The 24,289-nt window shown below is 36.1% G+C and carries 29 protein-coding genes; 22 read left to right on the forward strand and 7 right to left on the reverse strand.

The genetic code is table 11. The features are described from left to right. Positions 1 to 3 precede the first annotated feature (3 nt). Positions 4 to 534, reverse strand: coding sequence for a hypothetical protein (locus tag LB449_RS03005; RefSeq protein ID WP_224453580.1), 531 nt, complete (start codon positions 532 to 534; stop codon positions 4 to 6). A 97-nt stretch (positions 535 to 631) separates the two neighbouring features. Here LB449_RS03005 and era point away from each other — a divergent pair, with 97 nt between their 5' ends. Next, on the forward strand, positions 632 to 1,525 hold the full coding sequence (gene era / locus LB449_RS03010) for a GTPase Era (protein ID WP_224454427.1): 894 nt from the start codon (positions 632 to 634) through the stop codon (positions 1,523 to 1,525). Here the strand turns inward: era and LB449_RS03015 are convergent. After that, a complete protein-coding gene (locus LB449_RS03015; RefSeq protein WP_224453581.1) occupies positions 1,522 to 2,028 on the reverse strand; it encodes a hypothetical protein in 507 nt (168 codons plus the stop codon). The genes era and LB449_RS03015 overlap by 4 nt on opposite strands. A gap of 273 nt (positions 2,029 to 2,301) precedes the next feature. Here LB449_RS03015 and der point away from each other — a divergent pair, with 273 nt between their 5' ends. From der to LB449_RS03040, 5 genes are all read left to right on the forward strand, one after another. Next, a complete protein-coding gene (gene der, locus LB449_RS03020) occupies positions 2,302 to 3,606 on the forward strand; it encodes a ribosome biogenesis GTPase Der (protein WP_224453582.1) in 1,305 nt (434 codons plus the stop codon). Positions 3,607 to 3,798: 192 nt separating this feature from the next. Then, positions 3,799 to 4,506: a carboxypeptidase-like regulatory domain-containing protein gene (locus LB449_RS03025; protein ID WP_262901809.1), complete on the forward strand. Its 708-nt coding sequence runs from the start codon at positions 3,799 to 3,801 to the stop codon at positions 4,504 to 4,506. Positions 4,507 to 4,554: 48 nt separating this feature from the next. After that, complete coding sequence (locus LB449_RS03030) at positions 4,555 to 4,872, forward strand: hypothetical protein (protein WP_224453583.1); 318 nt, start codon at positions 4,555 to 4,557, stop codon at positions 4,870 to 4,872. Positions 4,873 to 5,063: 191 nt separating this feature from the next. After that, positions 5,064 to 5,450 (forward strand): hypothetical protein, encoded by a 387-nt coding sequence (locus tag LB449_RS03035; RefSeq protein ID WP_224453584.1) that lies wholly within the window; start codon positions 5,064 to 5,066, stop codon positions 5,448 to 5,450. Positions 5,451 to 5,489: 39 nt separating this feature from the next. Then, positions 5,490 to 6,464 (forward strand): outer membrane beta-barrel protein, encoded by a 975-nt coding sequence (locus LB449_RS03040; RefSeq protein WP_317196197.1) that lies wholly within the window; start codon positions 5,490 to 5,492, stop codon positions 6,462 to 6,464. A 138-nt stretch (positions 6,465 to 6,602) separates the two neighbouring features. Here the strand turns inward: LB449_RS03040 and LB449_RS03045 are convergent, their stop codons facing one another. From LB449_RS03045 to LB449_RS03065, 5 genes are read right to left on the reverse strand one after another with little or no spacing between them, the layout of a single operon-like run. Continuing rightward, positions 6,603 to 7,409 (reverse strand): TPM domain-containing protein, encoded by an 807-nt coding sequence (locus LB449_RS03045; RefSeq protein WP_224453586.1) that lies wholly within the window; start codon positions 7,407 to 7,409, stop codon positions 6,603 to 6,605. Positions 7,410 to 7,412: 3 nt separating this feature from the next. Then, positions 7,413 to 7,847 (reverse strand): TPM domain-containing protein, encoded by a 435-nt coding sequence (locus LB449_RS03050; protein WP_224453587.1) that lies wholly within the window; start codon positions 7,845 to 7,847, stop codon positions 7,413 to 7,415. 12 nt (positions 7,848 to 7,859) lie between these two features. Next, positions 7,860 to 8,459, reverse strand: a complete 600-nt coding sequence (locus tag LB449_RS03055; RefSeq protein WP_224453588.1) for a LemA family protein — start codon at positions 8,457 to 8,459, stop codon at positions 7,860 to 7,862. 13 nt (positions 8,460 to 8,472) lie between these two features. After that, a complete protein-coding gene (locus tag LB449_RS03060) occupies positions 8,473 to 8,802 on the reverse strand; it encodes a MerR family transcriptional regulator (RefSeq protein WP_224453589.1) in 330 nt (109 codons plus the stop codon). Further along, positions 8,802 to 9,776 carry a M23 family metallopeptidase gene (locus LB449_RS03065; protein ID WP_224453590.1) on the reverse strand — a complete coding sequence of 325 codons (975 nt, stop codon included), beginning with the start codon at positions 9,774 to 9,776 and terminating at the stop codon, positions 8,802 to 8,804. The genes LB449_RS03060 and LB449_RS03065 overlap by 1 nt, the downstream gene beginning before the upstream one ends. Before the next feature lie 110 nt (positions 9,777 to 9,886). Here LB449_RS03065 and alaS point away from each other — a divergent pair, with 110 nt between their 5' ends. From alaS to LB449_RS03145, 16 genes are all read left to right on the forward strand, one after another. Then, entirely contained in the window at positions 9,887 to 12,517 is a 2,631-nt protein-coding gene (gene alaS / locus LB449_RS03070) for an alanine--tRNA ligase (RefSeq protein WP_224453591.1), read from the forward strand. A gap of 1 nt (position 12,518) precedes the next feature. Beyond that, a complete protein-coding gene (locus tag LB449_RS03075; protein ID WP_224453592.1) occupies positions 12,519 to 13,475 on the forward strand; it encodes a GSCFA domain-containing protein in 957 nt (318 codons plus the stop codon). Further along, positions 13,472 to 14,035, forward strand: coding sequence for a TetR/AcrR family transcriptional regulator (locus tag LB449_RS03080; RefSeq protein ID WP_224453593.1), 564 nt, complete (start codon positions 13,472 to 13,474; stop codon positions 14,033 to 14,035). The genes LB449_RS03075 and LB449_RS03080 overlap by 4 nt, the downstream gene beginning before the upstream one ends. Positions 14,036 to 14,140: 105 nt before the next feature. Further along, positions 14,141 to 15,322 (forward strand): hypothetical protein, encoded by a 1,182-nt coding sequence (locus LB449_RS03085; protein ID WP_224453594.1) that lies wholly within the window; start codon positions 14,141 to 14,143, stop codon positions 15,320 to 15,322. 105 nt (positions 15,323 to 15,427) lie between these two features. Continuing rightward, on the forward strand, positions 15,428 to 16,579 hold the full coding sequence (locus LB449_RS03090) for a T9SS type A sorting domain-containing protein (RefSeq protein WP_224453595.1): 1,152 nt from the start codon (positions 15,428 to 15,430) through the stop codon (positions 16,577 to 16,579). 85 nt (positions 16,580 to 16,664) lie between these two features. Next, positions 16,665 to 17,231 carry a sugar transferase gene (locus LB449_RS03095; RefSeq protein ID WP_224453596.1) on the forward strand — a complete coding sequence of 189 codons (567 nt, stop codon included), beginning with the start codon at positions 16,665 to 16,667 and terminating at the stop codon, positions 17,229 to 17,231. 10 nt (positions 17,232 to 17,241) lie between these two features. Then, complete coding sequence (locus LB449_RS03100) at positions 17,242 to 18,390, forward strand: DegT/DnrJ/EryC1/StrS family aminotransferase (RefSeq protein WP_224453597.1); 1,149 nt, start codon at positions 17,242 to 17,244, stop codon at positions 18,388 to 18,390. A 7-nt stretch (positions 18,391 to 18,397) separates the two neighbouring features. Continuing rightward, complete coding sequence (locus LB449_RS03105; RefSeq protein ID WP_224453598.1) at positions 18,398 to 18,958, forward strand: nitroreductase family protein; 561 nt, start codon at positions 18,398 to 18,400, stop codon at positions 18,956 to 18,958. A 92-nt stretch (positions 18,959 to 19,050) separates the two neighbouring features. Beyond that, entirely contained in the window at positions 19,051 to 20,124 is a 1,074-nt protein-coding gene (locus LB449_RS03110; RefSeq protein ID WP_224453599.1) for a 2Fe-2S iron-sulfur cluster-binding protein, read from the forward strand. Between the two features lie 32 nt (positions 20,125 to 20,156). Continuing rightward, positions 20,157 to 21,137, forward strand: a complete 981-nt coding sequence (gene paaA, locus LB449_RS03115; protein ID WP_224453600.1) for a 1,2-phenylacetyl-CoA epoxidase subunit PaaA — start codon at positions 20,157 to 20,159, stop codon at positions 21,135 to 21,137. A gap of 26 nt (positions 21,138 to 21,163) precedes the next feature. Then, a complete protein-coding gene (gene paaB / locus LB449_RS03120) occupies positions 21,164 to 21,451 on the forward strand; it encodes a 1,2-phenylacetyl-CoA epoxidase subunit PaaB (RefSeq protein ID WP_224453601.1) in 288 nt (95 codons plus the stop codon). 39 nt (positions 21,452 to 21,490) lie between these two features. Further along, positions 21,491 to 22,246, forward strand: a complete 756-nt coding sequence (gene paaC, locus LB449_RS03125; protein WP_224453602.1) for a 1,2-phenylacetyl-CoA epoxidase subunit PaaC — start codon at positions 21,491 to 21,493, stop codon at positions 22,244 to 22,246. Between the two features lie 50 nt (positions 22,247 to 22,296). After that, positions 22,297 to 22,797: a 1,2-phenylacetyl-CoA epoxidase subunit PaaD gene (gene paaD / locus LB449_RS03130; protein WP_224453603.1), complete on the forward strand. Its 501-nt coding sequence runs from the start codon at positions 22,297 to 22,299 to the stop codon at positions 22,795 to 22,797. Further along, positions 22,785 to 22,967 (forward strand): hypothetical protein, encoded by a 183-nt coding sequence (locus LB449_RS03135; RefSeq protein ID WP_224453604.1) that lies wholly within the window; start codon positions 22,785 to 22,787, stop codon positions 22,965 to 22,967. Before paaD ends, LB449_RS03135 begins: the two co-directional genes overlap by 13 nt. 82 nt (positions 22,968 to 23,049) lie before the next feature. Continuing rightward, a complete protein-coding gene (locus LB449_RS03140) occupies positions 23,050 to 23,832 on the forward strand; it encodes an enoyl-CoA hydratase-related protein (RefSeq protein WP_224453605.1) in 783 nt (260 codons plus the stop codon). Between the two features lie 52 nt (positions 23,833 to 23,884). Beyond that, the gene (locus tag LB449_RS03145) at positions 23,885 to 24,271 is read left to right on the forward strand and encodes a four helix bundle protein (protein WP_224453606.1); all 387 of its coding nucleotides are present in this window, start codon (positions 23,885 to 23,887) and stop codon (positions 24,269 to 24,271) included. The last annotated feature ends 18 nt before the right edge of the window (positions 24,272 to 24,289 follow it).

Raw genomic sequence — 24,289 nt, forward strand, 5'->3', positions numbered from 1 at the left:
ATATTAAAATCTGTATCCCAAATTTAGACCAGCTCTAAGAACAAAATCAAAGTTCCGCTCAGAATTAAATTCGTTAAATAGGTTTCGTCCTCCACCTAGGAATACTTCTAAGACAACTCCACCACTGGAAACTAATTTGTAACCACCGCTAAGGCCTAAGGCCAGGTCTGTAACATCATCTCTTACTTCTCCGCCATTTTGGTTGGGTAGTGTGTCCCGGACATCATTCAAATTGGCAAAAATCTCACCAAAAAAACCATCTGCATAGTTATCTCCAAAATAAAATCGGTAATACCCTGTGAGGTTATAGTTGATATTCCACTCTACATAATCATCAAAAGGAACCATCAGGTTAACGCCTACACCTGACTCTTCACTCAGCAAATATTCATAAGTCACATCGAAGTTTCCTAAAATAAGATAACCAACATTTAATTTAGGTTCGTGAAACTCTGTGTAAGTAAAATCAGAATCAGACTGAGCGATTACACTTATTGAGCAAAATAAAACAAGAGCAATTAATATTTTTTTCATGGAATAGATTTTTAGCAAATATACAGTTTCAACTCAAGTTTGAAACCGATAGGTTGCATTGAATTGTTTATTTTTGTAGAAATTAAAAAAACATACCATCGAAACTAAAACACATAAAGCAGGATTTGTCAACATCATTGGGAACCCGAACGTGGGAAAGTCAACTTTGATGAACGCCTTTGTAGGAGAGAAGCTTTCTATCATTACCAACAAAGCTCAGACAACAAGACATAGAATATTAGGGATTGTAAGCGGTGAAGATTTCCAGATGGTTTTTAGTGATACTCCAGGCATCATGAAACCTGCTTATGAGTTGCAAAACTCTATGATGAACTTTGTAAAATCTGCCTTTCAAGATGCAGATGTTCTTCTTTATCTTGTTGAACTAGGGGAGAAGGCGTTAAAAGATGAGGATTTTTTTAAAAAAATTCAACATGCAGAAATGCCTGTTCTTTTACTTCTGAATAAAATAGATAAAGGAAATGAAGAATTATTGAAGGAACAGCAAAAGCATTGGCAGGAACAACTTCCTAATGCAGAAATCTTCGCCATTTCAGCCTTGGAAAACTTTGGCGTATCCGAAGTTTTTAATAGAATCTTGGAACTCCTTCCAGAATCTCCAGCCTTTTATCCAAAAGATCAGTTGACAGATAAGCCTGAGCGTTTCTTCGTGAATGAAAAAATTCGTGAGAAAATTCTGATGCACTACAAAAAGGAAATTCCATATAGTGTTGAGGTAGAAACTGAAGAATTTGAAGAATCAGATTCGATTATCCGTATCAGAAGTATTATCATGGTGGAGAGAGAATCTCAGAAAGCAATTATTCTTGGGCACAAAGGTTCCGCGATAAAACGAGTAGGTACAGAGGCTAGAAAAGATTTGGAAAAGTTTTTTGACAAGAAAATTCATTTGGAGACTTATGTAAAAGTCAACAAGAACTGGAGGAACAATCCCAATCAGCTTAAAAGGTTCGGATATGATAATAATTAACCAATAAATTCAGACAATGCTTTTAACAGTTGTTTGGATTGTGGTGTAGCTTTCTGACGATTTTTTCTTGCGAAAAGATAAAGAGCTATCCAGGATATGATAATCAGTGCCATTAAAATATAAACGAGAGTATTGGACTTATCTAATGTCATATTGGTATAAAACCAAACTAAAAGTCCTGTAAAGGATAATCCTAAAAAGAAGTGGACAAACATAAACATAGTCCATAAATCTGGGTCTGGACCAAAAGTGCAGTGTAAAACGCATGACTGTTCTTTTTGTTCAATTTCAATGTGTAGTCGAGGAGAAAAATACTTCCTATCTTTTTTTGGAATAGATAACCAGACATGTTCATCTAAGCGTTTTATAACAATAGCATTATCAAAATCATCTTTTTTGACTGAAAATTGATCTACAATATTCAAATCAGCAACTTCAACTTTGAAACTCGGTTTGAGTTGAAGTTGCTCATTTAGCTCCTTAATATTTATCAATTCAGCCATAAATTCTTTTAAAGGTTGAAAATTAAATAAAATTTCCAAGTTCTCGTCGTGTTCAGTTAGCTAAAGCGGTTGGATCCTTATAAAACACATTTCAATTTAAAGTCTTTAGTTTCTAACTTAAATACAGATCAAGAATTTGGTGGGTACGTCAAAGCAATGTATCGCAGAGTATAAATTCGTCACGTATCAAAATCAGAATAAATCGCAAATTAAGACCTTCTAAAATTTGCATAAATATTTAATGTACCTTTGCAAATTATTTAAAATTTTAAAATGAATAGCATTGTAGCCGTTGTAGGTCGACCAAACGTAGGGAAATCTACCCTTTTTAATAGAATGATAAAGCGTAGAGAAGCCATTGTAGACTCTGTAAGTGGCGTTACGCGTGACAGACATTATGGAAAATCCGATTGGAATGGTCGCGAATTTACGCTTATCGATACAGGCGGATATATTGTAGGGAGTGATGATGTGTTTGAAAAGGAAATTGACAAGCAGGTAGAATTGGCTATCGATGAGGCGGATGTGATTGTTTTTGTAGTGGATGTAATTTCTGGAATTACGCCGATGGATGAGGATGTGGCAAAATTGCTTCGCCGGGTGAATAAACCAGTTGTGCTTTGTGTAAATAAAGTAGACTCCAATAAAAACAGAACCGATGCGCTTGAATTTTATAATTTAGGACTTGGAGAATACTATTCGATTTCTGCTACGAGTGGTGGAGGAACGGGAGAATTACTGGACGCTATTGTTGAGAAACTTCCAGAACGCGAGATTGAAGTTGATGAAGACTTACCAAAATTTGCCATCGTAGGACGTCCAAATGCTGGAAAATCCTCATTTATCAATGCTTTGCTAGGCGAAGAGCGTTACATCGTTACTGATATTGCTGGAACGACCAGAGACTCGATTGATACACGTTATAATAGATTTGGTTTCGATTTCAAGCTTGTTGATACTGCTGGAATTCGACGAAAAGCTAAAGTTAAAGAAGACCTTGAGTTCTACTCGGTCATGCGAAGCGTAAGAGCCATCGAAAATGCAGACGTTTGCATGATTGTTTTGGATGCTTCCCGTGGCTTTGAAGGTCAGGACCAAAGTATTTTCTGGTTGGCAGAAAAAAACAGAAAAGGCGTTGTAATTTTGGTGAATAAGTGGGATTTGGTAGAAAAAGGTACCAATACCATGAAAGAATTCGAAGCCAAAATTCGCCAGGAAATTTCCCCTTTTGTAGATGTTCCTATTGTATTTATTTCAGTTTTAAATAAACAACGAATTTTTAAAGCTATTGAAACTGCTGTTGACGTTTACAAAAGCAGAAGCACCAAGATAAAAACCAGATTGCTGAATGATATCATGTTGCCGATCATCGCTGAAAATCCACCACCAGCTTTGAAGGGTAAGTATGTGAAGATTAAGTTCATCACTCAGTTACCAACACCGCAGCCTCAGTTTGCGTTTTTCTGTAACCTTCCACAGTACGTAAAAGATCCTTACAAGCGTTTTCTTGAAAATAAACTGAGACAAGAATTTGATTTTAAAGGAGTGCCGATCTCAATTTACATGAGGAAGAAGTAGAGTTAGAAAAAGTTTGACTTTTTTATAACTAATTTAAACGTTGAATTGTTTTTGGAGTCTTAGGGTTGACTAATTAATTCTATCATGAAGAAAATATTAATAGTTTCAATCCTACTATTCACTTTTTTACATTCAAATTCTTAGGAATACCTTATCACTGGTAAAGTTCTGGACAGTACTACTTCCGGAGGCTTGAGTTCTGCAACTATATTTATAGAAAGTCCTAAAGATTCAACGTTGTTGAATTATACGATCTCAAATAATTCTGGAAACTTTGAGCTTATCTTCAAAACTAAAGAGGCTAGCTCAAGACTCAATATTAGCTATACAGGAATGCAAGCCTATTTTAGGTTAATTGATCTTACAACTAATAAAATTGATTTGGGAAACATTCCGCTGAAAGAGCTGGCGAGCAACCTCGATGAAGTTATTGTCAATGTCAATCGTTCTCCGATCACTATCAAAAAAGATACGCTTGAATTTAACGCAGCTTCTTTTAAAACACGACCAGACGCTAATTTGGAAGAAACTCTGAAGCAATTGCCTGGTGTAGAAGTGGACGCTGCAGGAAATACCACTGTTAATGGCAAACCTGTCCAGAGAATATTGGTAAATGGTAAAGAGTTTATTGGAAATGATCCTAAAATCGCTACAAAAAATTTACCCAAAGAAATCATCAGTAAGATTCAGGTAGTGGACACAAAAACTCAGTCTCAGGAATTCACTGGAGAAGAAGGAGATTCTGAAAACAAAACCGTCAACATTACCATCGATGAGGACAAAAATAAAGGTTATTTTTCTCGAGCTACCGTTGGAGGGGGGGCAGACGAAAGGTACGAAATGAGCGGGATTGGTAACTATTTTGAGGATGATATGCGGTTGAGTGTGTTGGCAAGTTAAAATAACATAAACAGTAGTGGTTTTACCTTTGATGAAGTTTTTGATGCCATGGGTCGAAGGGCGAGAACCATTACCAGGTCGAGCACTGGAAGTTTTGGAATAAACGGAATAAGCTTTGGAAATAAAAATAATGGAATTACCAAATTTGAAACTGCTGGTTTGAATTTTGTCAACGAATGGGATAAAAAATACGAGGTCTCTTCAGACTATTTTTCGGCAGTAATAATACCGATACGAGAACTTCAACCAGAAGAGAGAACATCTTACCAGACCGTACCTTTTTCACCAATTCTGAAAGTAATTCAACTAGAGATAATGATTCTCACAGAGGAAATGTCAATTTCTCATTTAAGCCAGATACCTTAACAAGAATAAACATAAGACCTTCGATCAATATTAATAAAGGAACCACACAGAGTTCAAGCTTATCTGAATCCTTAGACGATAATCAGAACCTTATTAATACTTCTGAAACTGAAAATCGGAATAACAATTTAAATACCACTTTTAGTAATGATTTATCCGTTACTAGAAAATTTGGAAGCAGAGGTGCTTTTTTGAATTTCTCACTAGAGAATGAAAACAATAAAAGCGAAAGTGATAATTTTTTCTTTTCCAGTCGTGAAACCTTTGGAAATAATTCAAATACAGAAATTCAGGATCAATTAATATCAGAAGACAACAACTCAGATACGTATCAATTTGAAACTCGCTACCGATCTGTTATGACTGACCAATTATTCTTGGATATTGAATATTCTTATGAAGTTGAATCTAGTAAAAATAAAAGAAGTGTTTTTGACTTTGATGAGAACACAAATTCCTACTCAGATTTTAATTCAGAATTGAGCAATAATTTTAAAGTCAAAGGTGAAACACATATCCCTAATGTTGGATTGCGCTATGAAGGCGATAAATTAAGAACTGGTTTTAATGTAGGTTGATTAAACACACAGTTAAGGACTGAGAACTTGATTCAAAATGTGGGATTTAATAATGATTTCAATAATTTATTTGCTAGCGCTAATTTGAGGTATGAATTTGAACGTTCAAAGCGCATCAGTATTTATTATAGAAATAGTAATAATATTCCTTCCATTCAACAACTCCAACCGGTGCGAATCCAAACTGACCCACTCAATTTTATTGAAGGAAATCCTAACTTGAAACCATCTTTCAATCAAAATTTAAATATCAGTTTCAATAATTTTGATTTTAAGTCCAGGTCTGGTTACGGATTTTATATGTCTTATGGCTATGTGCAAGATCAAGTGGTTTCTGTTTCTGTAACAGATGAGGATTTATTGAGAACTACAACCTTTGACAATATAAGCGGTGGTCAGGATGCAAATGCAAGTTTTTATTATAGTAAACAATTTAAAGCAGAAAATAAAGATACCTATAGATTAAGAGGAAATCTTTCAGGCCAATATGCTAAGACTTTAGGTTTTACAAACGGGCAACAATTTCAAAGTGAAAATTATGTCGTTTCTCCTGGAGTAGGATTGACTTATGAAAAAGATGAGATGATTACTTTAAATCCTGGTGTTGGTATAGATTACAACTTGAGGAAATACAATATAAATGCCAACAGGAATGATGAATTTACCAATTTGAATTTTTCTCTGGAAGCCACTACTTATTGGCCAAGAAATGTTGTGTTTGGTAATGATATCACTTATTTTATATATGGAAATGTTGCTGCAGATTTTAGATCTACATCCTTGCAATGGAACATGAGTTTAGGCTATCAATTCCTTAAAGATAATGCTACTCTAAAATTTAAAGTTTACGAATTATTAGATCAAAATATTGGTACCCGAAGACAAACGGGTGACGACTTTGTTCAAGACACAGATCAATTGATTCTTGAGCGTTATTTCATGCTGAGCTTCACTTATAAGTTTAGCAAATTTGGAGGTAAGGATCCAAATGCATCAAGAATGCGATTTAATTAAAAGTAAATCAAATTCAAAATTTGAATTCAATCAATAGATTCGAATCTTATTCTTCTTACAGGAGAATGAAATTTGAAATTCTCAAGTTTGAAATTTCAAATTTAATTACATCATGAGATAAAAATCTCTGTTTGGAGATTACCAGCTTCCGCCAGCTCCGCCGCCGCCGAAGCCACCACCGCCAAATCCACCGCCAAATCCGCCGCCTCCGCCAAATCCTCCAGAGGATCCGCCGCCAAAACTACCACCCCCCATGCTTCTTCCCATGCTGCCAAGAATAAGAAAGTCGAGTAGGTCAGGGCCGCGTCTATTGTTTCCACTACCTGGGCCGCCACCTTTATTTCTTTTTCTCACAAGGATAAAAATGACGATAAAAATAAGTATAGGAAAAATGGCAAAAGGCCATGTGCTTTCATTTGATTTATCCTGAATTTCTGAGGCATCAAATCGTCCAGCAAGAACCTCAAAAACTGCTGTTGTACCTTGATTTATGCCTTCGTAATAATTTCCTTTTCTGAATTCTGGAAGAACTATATTTTCAGTAATGGTTTTTGTCGTCGCATCGGTGAGGTAAGGCTCTAAACCATAACCTGTCGAAAACCAGATTTTAGCATCGGTTTTAGCGATTAAAATAAGCAATCCATTGTCTTTGCCTTCCTGTCCAATACCCCAGGCATCTCCCCAATCTGCAGCATACGTTCCAATGTACTCTCCATTAAGTGAGTTGATGGTGGCTACTACTATTTGAGTGGAAGTTGTGTCTGCATAGGTTTCTAGTTTTTGCCTTAGCTGTTGTTCTTCATTGTCTTTAAAAATATCGGCACCATCATAAACAGCCATTTCTTTGGACGGCTTTTCAGGAATTGTAATTTGAGAAAAACCATTAAAGCTAAAACACAGTAGTGCTATTGCTGAATATGTAAGTACTTGTTTTAGTGACTTCATAAATTATCCTTTAGAAATTTCGTTATCCAGTTCATTTGTATCATCAGATTGAAAAGGAAAATGCTGCTTGAGTTGCTTCCCTGCTTCTAAAATCCCATTTACTAAACCTTGCTTGTAATTATTTTTTTTGAACTGATTGATGATTTCATCCTTTGTGCTCTCCCAAAATCCTTTTGGAACGACATCATTTATGCCCTTATCGCCCAAAATGACAAGCTGATGGTCATCTATCGAGACATAAATTAAAACTCCATTGGAAAGTTCTGTTTTATGCATTTCCAATTTTTCAAAAATTTCCAAAGCATGATCAAATCTATCACCAGTACATTCATGTTCAATATGCACCCGTATTTCACCAGAGGTATTAAGCTCTGCTTCTTTTATGGCCTCAATAATTTCCTTTTCATCTTCCGGGCTTATAAATTCAGATACTTTCATGGATTTGTATTTTTAATTAAAATCAAATTCTACTTCCTGAGCATTTTCAGAACCTTCATCGGCAGAGTATCTCGACATTTCTTCGAAGCCAAACCATCCTGCAAAAATAGAATTAGGAAATTTTTTCAAGTGCGTATTGTATTCGCCAACAGTCGAATTGTAGCGATTTCTTTCCACATTGATTCTGTTTTCGGTGCCTTCTAGCTGAGTTTGAAGATTCATGAAATTTTGATTGGATTTCAAATCAGGATAACGTTCTACACTTACTAATAATCTGGATAATGCTGAATTTAATCCACCTTGAGCTTGCTCATATTGTTGAATGTTTTCCTGTGTAAGATTATCAGCATTGATGTTTACAGAGGTAGCTTTAGCTCTAGCCTCGATAACTTCTGTCAACGTATTTCTCTCAAAATCTGCTGCACCCTGTACGGTTTTGACGAGATTACCTATAAGATCATTTCTACGTTGATAAGCGCTTTCAACGTTACTCCATGCTGTTTTTGCTTCTTCTTGCATTGTGACAGCAGTATTGTTGAAGCCTTTGGTCCAGCTGTATAAGCCAAATACTACAACAACGATGACGATTACTGGAATTAACCACTTTTTCATTTTTTTGGTTTTATTAAAGTTGATTTTTGATTGAGATAAGTTCAGATTTTATGGCTTTCAATTTGCTTATCAATTCAAATTTTGAAAGTATTTCTTTTTTGTCTTCGCGTAAATGCGTTTTTGCACCTTCTAAGGTGAAACCACGTTCTTTAACCAAATGGTAAATAAACTCTATGGTTTTGAGATCATCTTGCGAGAACTTCCTGTTTCCTTTTGCGTTTTTTTTAGGTTGAATTTCATCAAATTCTTTTTCCCAAAACCTTATCAAGGATGGATTAACGTTAAAGGCCTTTGCGACTTCTCCGATAGAATAATAGAGTTTGTCTCCGAGACGGTGTTCCATTAGTCTAGAGATTGATTTTCTAGAGCAGATTGATTCAACATTATATCATATTCTTCTGCCGTTAAATCTCCATGGTAGAAATTAATGGGGTTTACTACTTTCCCATTTTTATGAACCTCGTAGTGTAAATGTGGAGCTGTTGAGAGACCTGTATTTCCAACAAAACCTATGATTTCTCCTCGCTTTACCTTTTGCCCAGGTCTTACCTTAAATTCGTTTAAATGAGCATAATAAGTTTCATATCCAAAACCATGGTCAAGAACAATCAAATTACCAAAACCGCTTGATCGCCTTGCTTTTTTAATTACTGCATTTCCTGTGGCGAAAACTTCTGTACTGGTAGGAGCAGAAAAATCCATACCATTATGCATTTTTGGATATTTTAAAATGGGATGCATTCGTTTACCAAAACCTGAAGCCATGCGTTTTAAATCATCATTTTTTACAGGCTGTATAGCTGGAATTGAGGCTAGTAAAGCTTCTTTGTTTTTGGCTAATGTTGCTATTTCATCAAGTGACTTAGATTGTATAATAAGTCTTTTAGACAATTGATCTAGATTTTTTGTTGTTTCAGTTATGATTTCAGAATTTTCATAACCTTCTAAATTTTTATATCGATTTACACCACCAAATCCTGATCTTCGCTGTTCTTCGGTAATGGGGTTCGCTTCAAAATAAACTCTATAGATGTTGTTATCCCTGTCTTCTACATTTTCCAAAACCCCCACCACTTCTTCCATGCGTTTGTTCAATAATTCATATTGAAATCTCATGTTTTCAACCTCCCTCTTGTAGGCTTTTTCTTTGGGGGTTTCAACATTTGGAATATTGAGATATACCAATGCTAAAACGAAACTCATGGCAACTATTCCAACCAAGAATAAGACCCCTAGCGCAAGGTTTTTACCCTTCTTGGGTTCAATTTTGCGGTAGGATAAAGTTTCACTATCGTAGTAATATTTTACTTTACTCATTCTTTAATTTTATAGTATTTTTGCACCTGTCAGGTGTCAAAATACTATTTTGTAACCTACAAATATAGCTTAAAATTGAAACACTTTAAAATAAATTCAGTTCAGACTTTATGAAATCAATACTTCTTCGACGTCAATTTTTAGAATTTTTTGAAAGCAAATCTCACACTATTGTAGATTCTGCACCAATTGTTTTAAAGGAAGATCCAACGCTTATGTTTACTAATGCGGGGATGAATCAATTTAAACCTTATTTTTTAGGTAATTCTGAACCGAGTTCCAAAAGAGTAACTAACTCTCAAAAGTGTCTACGCGTAAGTGGAAAACATAACGATCTTGAAGAAGTAGGAAAAGACACCTATCACCACACGATGTTTGAGATGGTGGGAAACTGGAGTTTTGGAGATTATTTTAAAAAAGAAGCTATAGAGTGGGCTTGGGAGTTTTTGACAGAAGTTCTTAAAATTGATAAGAAAAACTTGTACGTCACTATTTTCGAAGGAGATGAAGCGGACGAGCTTCAGAAGGATACTGAGGCTTATGAATTTTGGAAAGCCCTAGTTGATGAGGACAAGATTCTTCTCGGCAATAAAAAGGATAACTTTTGGGAGATGGGAGACCAGGGTCCCTGTGGTCCTGCTTCCGAAATTCACGTTGATATAAGGTCTGATAAAGAAAAAGCTGAAACTCTAGGTAAAAATCTCGTGAACCAAGATCATCCTCAAGTGGTGGAAATCTGGAATTTAGTTTTTATTCAATACAATCGTAAAGCAAACGGAAGTTTGGAAATGCTTCCTTCAAAGCACATAGACACAGGCATGGGTTTTGAACGTCTGTGTATGGTGATGCAGGATAAAACTTCCAATTATGATACAGATGTATTTACACCAATTATTAAAGAAATAGAAAGTGTCACAAATAAATTTTATGGTGAATCAGAAGAGATTGATATCGCCATAAGAGTGATTGCAGACCACGTCAGAGCGGTAGCATTTGCCATTGCTGATGGTCAATTGCCTAGTAATACAGGCGCAGGTTATGTAATTCGTAGGATTTTGCGACGAGCCATTCGTTATGGATTTACTTTTTTGAATGCGAAAACAGCATTCATTTATCAACTTGTAGATGTGTTGTCCAAACAGATGGGCGAAGCTTTTCCAGAAATACAATCTCAAGCTGAGCTTTGCAAAAACGTAATTCGCGAAGAGGAAAAATCCTTTTTGAAAACTTTGGAACAAGGTCTCGGTCTGCTTGATAACCTGATGAAAGAATCTGCTTCCAAAACCATCAGTGGCGAAAAGGCTTTTGAGCTCTACGATACATTTGGTTTCCCTATCGATTTAACCAGTCTGATTTTAAGTGAAAAGGGCTATAAATTAGACTTCGAAGCATTTCAAAAAGAGCTGGCAAAACAGAAGAAAAGATCCAAAGATGCTGCGCAAACAAGTTCTGAAGATTGGGTAGAGTTACTTCAGGAAAACAGCAGTGAATTTATAGGATACGACCAGACTGAAGCTAAAGTAAAGCTCGTAAAATATAGAAAAGTTACTTCCAAAAAAGACGGAGAACAGTATCAGTTGGTATTTGATAAGACTCCATTTTACCCTGAGGGTGGAGGCCAAGTTGGTGACAAAGGTTGTATAGAATCCAATGATGGTAACAAGGTATATATTCTTGATACCAAAAAGGAAAACAACCAAATCATTCATTTTTCCAAGACTTTGCCGTCATCTTTAAATGAGGAATTTAAAGCAGTAGTTAATGTTGCTCTGAGGCAAAAAACGGCTGCCAACCATACGGCTACTCATTTGCTTCATCAGGCATTGCGAGAAGTTCTCGGAACTCATGTGGAGCAGAAAGGCTCTATGGTAAATTCAGACTATTTGAGATTTGATTTCTCCCATTTCTCCAAATTAACCGAACAAGAACTTAATGCTGTAGAATATCTGGTAAACGCCAGAATTGAAGAATCAATTGCTTTTGAAGAGGAACGAGAAATTTCCTACGATAAAGCTATTGAAAAAGGAGCGATTGCTCTCTTCGGTGAGAAATATGGCGATAAAGTAAGAATGGTACAGTTTGGAAATTCTATGGAATTATGTGGAGGAACTCATGTCAACAATACAGCAAAACTTTGGCATTTTATCATCAAAAATGAATCTTCTGTGGCTTCTGGAATTCGCCGCATTGAAGCGATTACTTCTGAAGCTGCAAAAACCTTTTTAACCAAAGAATCTCAACTTTTGGATTCAGTAAAATCTATTCTGAATCAACCGCAGGATATATTAAAGTCAGTAGAATCTCTCCAAGATGAGAACCAGCAGTTGAAGCGAGAAGTCGAGCAATTAAATCAACTGAAATTAAAGCAAATTAAAGCTGAACTTCAATCTCAACTGAAGCAAATCAACGGTTTCAATTTTGTTGCTCACAAAGTAGATTTGGACGCGGGAGCGATGAAGGATTTAGCTTTTCAGATAGGAGGTGAACAAGACCATGTTTTTATTGTTTTGGGAGCCGAAGCAAATGGTAAAGCTTTGCTTGCTTGCTATATTTCAAAATCACTAGTCGATACAGATGGCTGGAATGCTGGAAAAATTATAAAATCTTTGGGTAAGCACATACAGGGCGGTGGTGGTGGTCAAGCCTTTTTTGCAACAGCTGGAGGAAAAAATCCTGAAGGAATTCCAAAAGCTCTTCAAGAAGCAAAAACCATAGCAGAGCAAAACAAAACCGCTGGCTAGTATGAAATTGACTACTGAAGTAACTGTAAACCTTTTTGATAATCCTGTAGACTACAACTCGAAAGTTATGTGTTTGGGGTCTTGTTTTGCAGAACACATCAGTAAGAAATTAGATTACTATAAGTTTAGATACACAAGCAATCCTTTTGGAATCCTGTTCCATCCACAAGCGATTTTGAATGTGGTTGAGAAGTCTTTAAGCGATGAAATGTTTACAAGTGATGATGTTTTTCTTTTTAATGAAAAGTGGCAGTCGTTTTACTCGCACTCCAGGTTAAGTAGGATTTCTGAAACTGAAACTTTAGCAGTATTAAATTCGGCAAAAGAAGATTTAAAAAAAGCTATAAAAAAATCAACTCATATTATAATTACACTTGGAACTTCATTTGTCTATAAGCATTTGACATCAGGTCAGTTGGTTGCCAACTGCCATAAAGTTCCTCAGCATGAGTTTGAAAAGCAATTAACTTCAGTTATAGATCATCAAGACATATTGACGCGGCTCATAAAATTATGTCGGAAAGCTAATTCCGAAGTCAATTTTATTTTTACGGTGTCTCCAGTGAGACATATTAAAGATGGTATTGTCGAAAATCAGAGAAGCAAAGCCCATCTTTTGGTAGCTTTGCATCAAGTTTTAGAGAAAGAACCAAATTCTACTTATTTTCCTTCTTACGAGTTAATGATGGATGAATTGAGGGATTACCGATTTTATGACCGGGATTTGATTCACCCTAGCACATTAGCCGTAGATTTAATTTGGGAAAGATTCAAAACGAATTTTATTCCCCAAGCTATTTATGCTGACATGACTAAAGTGGAGAAACTCCAAAAATCTTTAGCTCACCGACAATCTGAAAGTAAAGGAGAAGCTTTTGAAAAACTTAAAGCTTATCAATATAAATTCAAAAAGGAATTGACTGAGAAATATCCTTTTATGAGATTTCCGAAATTATGACCCGAAGACAGGAAATTATAAAATTCGCTAAAACCCTGTTTAGAGAACGTGGCTATAAATCCGTAAGTATGCGGGATTTGGCTAAAGCTATGGACTTCAAAGCGGCAAGCCTTTATAATCATATCAGTTCTAAAGAAGAAATTTTAGCTGAAATTATTCTTGGAGTGGCTCATTATTTTACTGATGAAATGGAGTTGGTAAAACAACTGGAAGTGGATGCTAAAACCCGTTTGGAAGCAGTGATCAATCACCATATTGATATTACTTTACGAAATCCTGAAGCAATCGCTATTGTAAATAATGATTGGGTTCACCTGGAAGGAGAACATCACCAAACTTTTTTACAACTTCGAAATGCTTATGAAGAAGATCTGCGAAAAATTATTTCTGAAGGTGTGGAAAATGGAGAATTAAAATCTAAAAACGCTGAAGTTATTTTGTTTTCACTCCTGTCTACGCTCAGAACTTTGCACTCCTGGTATAGAAAACGAAGTGGTATTGATGGACAACAACTAAAAAATGATATAACAGAGATACTTCTCCGTGGCATTATAAACTAAGTCGTATTTTTTGCCATAAATTGATATTTTAATGATCTCTGATTTGTGTTTTGATAAGTTAAATTTGTAGTTTTGATTCTACATTTTATTCCAAATCAATTATTTATGAAAACAACTTTACTTAAAACATTTTTAGTTTTTTTTGCTTTGTTGATGGTCTCAACTATTTACGGTCAAACCGGCTGGCAAATAGACCAAGTTGATACTCCTTTTACTATCGATTTTGATAACACAGTTGCCGGAGTTAATAATGGACAATTCGATGGTACTGGTTTTGCCCCGTCACCTTCAGCTGGTCAATTAAACTCCAATGCTATTACAATGACTGGCATGAGTGATGGGAGCTTAGCTTTTGGTGACAACAATAATTCAGCTGACTTTGCAAGAGGAACAAATCCAGGGGTAGTAAACACTGGCGGTGTTTATGCTTTTGATATAGCTACTGGAAATAGAGCTCTAGGGGTTCAGCCTGGTGGATCCGATTTCACGCCTGGAAGTATTATACTTAGATTTCAAAACAAAACTGGAGGAACGATAACTGATTTAATTTTAAGCTACAAGATTTTTGTTTTGAATGATCAGCCAAGATCAAACTCATTCAATTTTAGTTATTCTGCTGATAATGTCAATTATACTGACGTGGCTTCACTCGATTTCGCCACCACTGAATCTGCTGATCCAAGTCCGGTGTGGAGTAAAAGAGAAAAATATACAGTTATTTCTGGTCTTAATTTAGCTGATGATGGTATAATGTACTTAAAATGGACTTCTAATGACATTTCGGGAAGTTCTAATCGTGACGAAATTGCTATTGATGATATTCAATTAATTGTAAATCCATCCTCAATTGATTACACATTCAATAACACATGGTCACCGCAAGACCCTTCTGGTGTTTCACGTTTAGTAGACAATATTAATGTACAAAGTGGTGTTGCAACTATCACTGATAACACACAGTCAAAGTATGTCACCATTACAACTTCTTCAAGCCTACAAGTAAATTCTAACTCTACCTTAGAAATTTCTGGAGATTTAACAGTAGATGGCGACTTAATTTTCAAAAGTGATGCTTCAAGAAGCGCACAACTTGTTCATGCTACAAGTTCAAACCTAATCGGAGAAATCACAGTAGAGCGTTATATCCCAGCAAAGCGTGCATTTCGCTTCTTAACCTCTCCAGTTGGAGGACAATCCTTTGCAGCATCCTGGCAACAAGGAACTCATATTACTGGAGAAGGAGGTGCAAACAATGGTTTTGATGAGACCACCACTGACAATCCTTGATTATTTGTTTATGACAATCAAGTAACAACTACTGCAAATGGAGCTGCCTGGGAAGCCGTTACTTCTACCAATGATATCCTTCAAGCTGGGAAGCCTTATAGGATTTTGGTAAGAGGAGATAGGGAAGAAGTTGATTTATCAGATAATCAATCTGGACCATCAGTAACAACTTTAATATCCAAAGGAAATATGCTTTCAGGAGAATTAACGACGGGAAATCAACTTCCAGCTTTGTCACCACTTGCGGATAAATTTAGTTTTGTAGCCAATCCTTATCAGGCTGTAGTGGATTTTACAAAGGTTGCAACTTCAGATCTTACTGAGTTTATTTATGTATGGGATGCTCAAATAGCTGGGGATAATGGCAATGGAGGTTACCTCAATGTAGCTTTAGATGGTTCTGCTCCAAACCCTTCATCTTCAGATGCTAGTAAGTTTTTAATTCCAGGTCAGTCCTTTTTTGTGAAAAATATTGAAACTCTCACTGGCGCTCCAAGTTTGACGTTTTCACCAAACGCTATCGTTTCTAGCGAACTACAACCAGAAATTCTATCGACTTCTGAATTGGCTTATATAAATATTAGACTTTATAAAGCTCAGGATTTTGTCAATGGATCCATGGAAGCTGACGCTGTTGGTTTGAGGTTTTCAGATGAATTTACAACTTCACCTTCAGATGAAGATGCTGACAAATTGATCAATCCGGGAGAAAATATGGTGATATTCAATGAGAAGATTTTGTCGATAGATAAAAGGAATTTTCCCGAAAACGACGAGAAGATCCAATTGGCTATGGCTAATTTTAAACAAAACGAGTACACACTAGCTTTCTATTCTGACTATTTGCCAGAAGACAAAAAGCTAATTTTGATTGACAATTACCTTCAGGAAGAAATCGAAGTCACTGATGACTTTTCCTACAATTTTACTGTAGATAGCTCTATTGAGGGTAGTGATGATCAATCTAGATTCCAATTGATGTTGACTCCAGTAACATTGGGACAGGATGATTATTTGGTAAATTCTGTGAGAATTTACCCTAATCCAGCAACTGATTTTTTAAATCTTGGCGGCGTTAATAACTCTTCAATTTCTGATGTAGAAATCTACTCGATGCTCGGTCAAAAGTTGAATTCAGATTTTATCACTACGGAAAAAGGAATTCAGTTGGATGTGTCTGCATTAAATACAGGATTGTATTTAGTCAAGATCAAAACTGAAAAAGGAATCACAACAAGACGTTTTATAAAAAATTAAATTCAATTTAGATATTTGAATTAAAGGCTTCAATCTTATATTGAGGCCTTTGTTATTTGTAAAAAGCTTTGTTTATTTTAGGCGCATGTATTTAAAAGTAGTAAAGCCAATATTTGATTTTATTCTGAGCTTTTTTGGGCTTTTGCTTTCGATTCCATTTCTGATTTTAATTTGGATTTTACTTTTATGGATCCACAAATCCAATCCAATTTTTTTTCAAAAGAGGGTAGGGCAATTTGGAGAATATTTTATTGTTTATAAATTCAAAACTATTAAGGAAAACGGTCAATCCCATTCCTTTTTGAAATTACTTCGGAAAACTAAAATAGACGAGTTGCCTCAACTATTCAATGTTCTAAAAGGTAAGATGAGTCTTGTGGGACCAAGGCCAGATATTCCTGGTTATTATGATAAATTAAAAGGTGATGATCGATTAATACTTCAGCTAAAACCAGGAATTACAGGTTATGCATCTTTGAAATTTGTGAATGAAGAAAAGCTTTTAGCTCAACAAGAAGATCCTATAAGTTATAATGACACGGTTTTATTTCCTCAAAAAGTGAAGTTAAATCTAGAGTATTATCGAGAGGTTTCATTCACAACTGACATAAAAATACTTTTTAAAACAATACTTTTACCTTTCTATCACTAATCTTATTTGAATGACTTCAGAATTATCAAAAATATGGTTATCCTCACCACATATGGGTGGTCAGGAACAGGAATTTGTCAATAAAGCATTTGAAGAAAACTGGATTGCACCTTTGGGTCCAAACGTCAACGGTTTTGAATCTGATTTGCAGGAATACATAGGACAAAACAAGGAAGTTTCTGTGTTGAGCAGTGGAACGGCCGCAATTCATTTGGCTTTGGTTCAGTTGGGTGTGACTGCCGGAGATGAAGTGATTTGCCAGAGTTTTACATTTTGTGGTTCTGCCAATCCTGTTATGTATCAGGGAGCAACTCCAATTTTTGTAGACAGTGAGCCTACAACTTGGAATATCTGTCCAAAAGCACTTGAAAAAGCAATAACAGATAGAATTTTTAAAAGCAAAAAACCAAAAGCGATTATCGCAGTTCATTTATATGGGATGCCGTATTTGATAGATGAGGTACATGAAGTCGCCTCAAAATATGATATTCCGATTATAGAAGATGCCGCGGAATCTTTGGGTTCTACTTATAAATCAAAATCTTGCGGCACCTTTGGTGATTTTGCAGCTTTATCTTTTAATGGCAATAAAATCATTACGACTTCTGGCGGTGGAGCCCTAGTAAGCAAGGATAAAGCATCAAAAGATAAAACTGTTTTTTACTCAACTCAGGCTAGAGACCAGGCACCGCATTATCAGCATTCTGAAATTGGATTTAATTACAGGATGAGTAATATTTCAGCGGGAATTGGAAGAGGACAAATGCTAGTCTTGGATAAGCATATTGCTTTAAGGCGAGTAATGCATCAGTTCTATAAAACTATTTTTTCTGAAATTGATGGAGTTGAAGTTTTAACTGAGCCATCGGATGACTATTTCAGTAATCACTGGCTGTCAGCAATCACAGTGGATCCGAAACAAACAAATGGAATAAACCGTGAACAAGTGCGCCTACATCTTGAAACCTACAATATCGAAAGCCGACCACTTTGGAAACCCATGCATTTGCAGCCTGTTTTTGAAAAGTATCCATTTTATGGAAGTAATGTCGCTGAAACATTGTTTGAAAACGGACTTTGTTTGCCTTCAGGGTCTAACTTAACTGATGATGATAGAGACAGAATAAAATCAGCAATTTTAGAAGTATTTAAAAAGTAAATCGACAATGGATATTTTAAAACTTATAAAGCAGAGGAGGACGATTTCTCCAAATCAATTTAACTCTGAACCGATTTCAAAATCTGAGTTAGATCAAATTCTTGAAGCAGCCAACTGGGCCCCCAATCATAAAAACACTGAGCCATGGCGATTCAAAGTTCTTCAAGGTGAAAGCCGCTTAAAACTCGCAGACTATCTGGTTGAATCCAATGCAGAACTGAAAGACAAACCTTCGTCTTTCAAAAGAAAAAAGATCGTTTCCAAATTTGAACATTCTCATACGGTCATTGTCATTTGCATGCAAAGAAGTCCAAAAGGCAAGCCGCCAGAATGGGAAGAAATTTCTGCTGTGGCTATGGCAGTTCAAAATATGTGGTTAGTGTCAAGTTCACTTGGAATTGGCGGCTACTGGAGCTCACCAGATTTAAAAAATCAGGTGGATGGTTTTTTTGATTTCAATGAAGGAGAGTCCTGTTTAGGCTTTTTCTATATGGGTAAACTTGATGAAGCATTACACGACGGTAAGCGTAAATCATCCATAGAAGCTAAAGTGGAATACCACCTATAATTTCTAGAGTTTTTATCAGCTTAAATAATTTAACACCAATTTTTCGAAAAATAAACTAACAATCGTTAGTTTTGATTATAAATTAATAATTAATGGCTAAGTTTTTTCCGATAAAAGTAAAAGACGTATACAAGGAAACAGAAGATTGTTCTGTAGTAACGTTTGATGTTCCAGAGGACTTAAAGTCTGATTTTAAATACCACCAAGGTCAACATCTAACTTTAAAGAAAGACATCAATGGTGAAGATGTAAGAAGATCGTATTCGCTTTGTTCTAGCCCAGTGGATGATGAATGGAAGGTGGCTGTAAAGCAAATTTTTGAAGGAAAGTTTTCTACTTACGTGAACCAGCAACTGAAAGCTAATGACATAATAGAAGTAATGCCTCCGAGTGGAGATTTTGGAGTTGATATTAAGGAAGATATCGAAAACACGTATCTATTTTTCGCCGCTGGAAGTGGAATAACACCAGTGTTATCGATGATCAAAACGCATCTAGCAAAAGAGCCTAATGCAAATTGTAAGCTGTTTTACTTGAATAAGAATGCGAAATCCATTATCTTCAAAGAAGAAATTGAGCAAATCCGAAATAAATATTTCGGCAGATTTGAAATCTTTTATTTTCTTACGAGAGAACAGCGTGATATAGAATTATTGAACGGAAGATTTACTCCAGAAAAAATTCAATTGCTCGCCAATTCAGTATTTGATATTGATCAGGTAACCGATGTATTTATTTGTGGACCTGAACAGATGATTTTTATGATTCGAGATGAATTCACCGCTTTAGGTCTGAACAAAAATCAAATTCACTATGAATTATTTGTAACAGGGATTTCTGAAGAAGATAAAAAAAGAGCGGAAGCCGCCATGGCTAAACGCGAAGATGGTACTGAAATTACTATCTTAGATGGAGGGAAAGAGTTTCATTTTATAATGAATAAAGATTACGAAAACATCTTGGATGCTGCTCTTGCCGCTGGTGCTGATTTGCCATTTGCCTGTAAAGGAGGTGTTTGCAGTACTTGCAAGTGTAAATTGATGGAGGGTGACGTTGAAATGAAAGTAAATTATGCTCTTGAAAAAGATGAAGTTGAACAAAATTTTGTGTTGAGCTGTCAAGCTATACCAACATCTAAACGAGTGACAGTCGATTTTGATGTGTAGAATAAATTACGAATTTAAAAAATTAGGATGCTATGAATACTAGAGAGAAAATGAATGAAAATGATGAGCAAATCCGAAGCCTTGAAGAAATTTTTGAGGCGAAAATTGCTCGTGATGAAAAGATTGAGCCTAAAGACTGGATGCCAGAAAAATACAGAAAAACACACATTCGCCAGATTTCTCAGCATGCCCATTCAGAAATCGTTGGGATGCTGCCAGAGGGTAATTGGATCTCAAGAGCGCCTTCTTTGCGACGGAAAGTGGCGCTTTTGGCCAAAGTCCAAGACGAAGCAGGACACGGATTATATCTTTATTCAGCTTGCGAAACTTTAGGTATTTCTAGAGAAGAACTCTACGATCAGTTGCATTCCGGAAAGGCTAAATACTCGAGTATTTTTAATTATCCTACTTTGACTTGGGCTGATATTGGAGCAATAGGTTGGTTAGTGGATGGAGCTGCGATTATCAATCAGGTTCCTTTATGTAGTACTTCTTTTGGACCCTATGCTAGAGCCATGGTGAGAGTTTGTAAAGAAGAAAGTTTCCACCAAAGACAGGGTTATGAAATTATGATGACACTTTGCAACGGAACACAAGAGCAAAAAGATATGGCTCAGGATGCATTGAATAGATGGTGGTGGCCAGCATTGATGATGCTTGGACCTACAGATGATGAATCTGTACACACAGCACAATCCATGAAATGGAAATTGAAACGTAAAACTAATGATGAATTGCGTCAGCAATTTATTGATCAAACAGTACCTCAAGCTGATATCTTAGGTCTCAAAATGCCTGATAAAGACCTGAAATACAACAATGAAACTGGTCACTATGATTTTGGAGAAATCAATTGGGATGAGTTTTGGCAAGTCGTTAAAGGTCACGGGATGTGTAACAAAGAACGTATTTCAGCTAGGAAAAATGCCTGGAATAATGGAGAATGGGTGAGAGATGCAGCCGTTGCTTATGCTGAAAAGCAGGCTGATAAAGAAGTAAAAGAAGCAGTATAAAAAGCTTTAATTTTAAATAAAATTCAATGTCAAAAAAAAACTGGCCACTTTGGGAAGTTTTCGTTAGAAGTAAAAATGGACTAGAACACCGTCATTTCGGTAGTTTACACGCTCCCGATGCAGATATGGCGCTAAAAAACGCAAGAGATGTTTACACTCGCCGCAGCGAAGGTGTGAGCATCTGGGTGGTAGAATCCAAAAATATCAAAGCATCCAATCCAGAGGATAATGGCGAAATGTTTGAGCCTGCTGCAGATAAAGCTTACAGGCATCCCACTTTTTATGAATTGCCAGACGATATAGAGCACATGTAAGTGATTCGAGAAGATTCATATTTTTTTAAAAACATTGAAATGACGAATGAGAATTTAATACAATACATCTACGGCATAGCCGATAATTCCTTGATTTTAGGTCAGCGAATCTCAGAGCTTTGCGGCCACGGTCCAACTTTAGAAACTGACATCGCGATGACAAATATTGCTTTGGATTTGTTAGGTCAAACCAGAAGTTATTATCAATATGTGGCAGAGCTCTCTGCAAAAGATCTCACTGAAGATGATGTTGCTTTTTTGAGAACAGAGCGAGAGTATAAAAATGTACTTTTGGTCGAGCAACCCAATACAGATTTTGCTTATGTCATTGTTAGACAATATTTTTTTGATGTGTTTCATTTTATGCTTTTGAAAGAATTAGAAAATTCCAAAAACGTCAACTTTCAAGCGATTGCTAAAAAAAGTTTGAAAGAAGTTTCTTATCATAAACGATTTTCTGGAGATTGGCTCAAGCGTTTAGGCGACGGAACCGAAGAGAGTAAAGCTAAAGCTCAACAAGCAGTAAACGACCTTTGGGTTTATACTGACGAGCTATTTCAAATGACAGACAACGACATATTAATTGCTGAAGCGGGCTATGGTGTTGATACTAATCCTTTAAAGTCAGCTTATTATAACGAAATTACAGCATTGATAAAAGGATCTACACTAGATATTCCCGAAACCCCTTATTTTCAAAAAGGCGGTAAGCAAGGAATTCACACTGAACATATGGGTTTCATTTTGTCTGATATGCAGTACATGCAGCGCACCTACCCAGATATGAAGTGGTAATCTGGATTTGAGATGTGTTTCAATTTAAAATTCAAAATTTCATAAAGCAAATGACTCAACTAGCAGACATAGATATTGAATTACATGATATTCTGAAATCGGTACCCGATCCAGAGATTCCTGTCTTGTCTATTATCGATTTGGGTGTTGTGCGTTCTGCAAAATTGCTTCCTAACCAAGTTGCCAAAGTTGAAATTACCCCAACTTACAGTGGATGTCCTGCCATGGATGTGATTGGCGATGACATCAAAGCTGAGCTTAAGAAACATGGCTATACTCCAGAAGTTAAACTCATTTTATCCCCAGCCTGGACGACAGACTGGATGACCGATGAAGGCAAAAAAGCGCTCAAAGACTACGGCATTGCCCCACCGGTGGATGCGACTTCAGATAAAGAGGCTCTCCTCGGCAATAAGCGCGTCATTCCATGTCCGCAGTGCGATTCTAAAAACACAAAATTGGTAAGTCAATTTGCATCAACTGCCTGCAAAGCCATGTTTAAGTGCGAAGACTGTGAAGAAACCTTCGATTATTTTAAATGCTTGATTTAGTTGGCGGTTACCCCCAAGGCTTTGGGGGTCGGGCTTTCGGCAGTCGCTTTCCTGCCTCCAAAGCTTTGGGGGCAGGAAGAGCTTCAACAAATGCCTCAATCCCTAACCGAGGCTTACTCTATCAGTTCTTTTTTAAGATTTTCAACAAACAAGAATATTTGATTCATTAAGTTGAGTTAACCTTATTTCAAAGAGGATTTACATCTCAATTTCGTAACTTTTCGACTTAAACATAACTTAAAATATAAAGTCATGGATTCCAGTATATTACTTAACATAAAAAATCAAGTCGCTTACATTAAATTCAATAGACCCAATAAATTCAACAGTTTTAATCGTGAGATGGCTTTTGCTTTGCAAAAAACACTAGATGATTGTATTCGAAATGATGAGGTGAGGGCTATAGTTCTAACCGGTGAAAGCAAAGCCTTTTGCGCTGGTCAGGACATACAAGAAATAACAGACCCGGAACAACATCCAGGGTTTAAGCAAATCTTAGAAGACCATTACAATCCGATCATTACCAGAATTCGAAATATCGAAAAGCCAGTCATTGCCGCTGTGAATGGTGTTGCAGCTGGAGCAGGAGCAAATATTGCTTTGGCTTGTGATATCGTTGTTGCCAACGAACAAGCTAGTTTTATACAGGCTTTTTCAAAAATTGGATTAATACCAGATTCGGCTGGGACCTTCTTTTTGCCGAGGTTAATCGGTTTTCAAAGAGCTTCCGCTTTAGCTATGCTAGGCGACAAAGTGGACGCCGTAGAGGCAGAACGTATGGGTATGATTTATAAATATTTTTCAGCAGAAACTTATGCAGAAGAAGTAGTGAAGCTAGCTGAGAAACTCGCTAAAATGCCAACCAAAGCTTTAGCTTATACCAAAAAAGCGCTGAACAAGTCCTTTAATAATTCACTCGAAGAACAACTGGCTTTAGAATCTGAATACCAAATCGCCTCCGCCAATACAGAAGATTATGAAGAAGGCGTTTCCGCATTTATGGAGAAAAGGGAACCGAAGTTTAAAGGGAAGTAAATACAGAATACTGAATAACGAATTTTTAAAATAACAGCATCAATTAATTAAAATGGCTAAGTACAAATATGATATTGAAAATCAGTTGATTAGTTTTTCAATTCAGATTATACTTGTTTGTGGTAGCATTAATAAATCCTTTGCTACCGAGCATTTGGCTAAACAATTAATTAGATTGACAACTTCAGCTGCTTTGAATTACGGAGAGGCTCAAAGTGCTCAATCTCCAAGAGATTTTCTTCATAAGATGCGTTTGTGTTTAAAAGAATTAAGAGAATCGTTGGTAAATCTTAAAATACAAAAAGTGGCTAATCTGATTAAAGACTTAAATAAATTAGATGATTTGATTGTTGAAAATAATCAGTTGATAGCTATTTTCGTAACAAGTATTAAAACTTCAGAACAAAAAATAAATGAGAATTTTTCATTCAAAAACTAATTATAACATTAAACTGGA

The organism is Psychroflexus lacisalsi (assembly GCF_020164495.1).
Lineage (GTDB): Bacteria > Bacteroidota > Bacteroidia > Flavobacteriales > Flavobacteriaceae > Psychroflexus > Psychroflexus lacisalsi.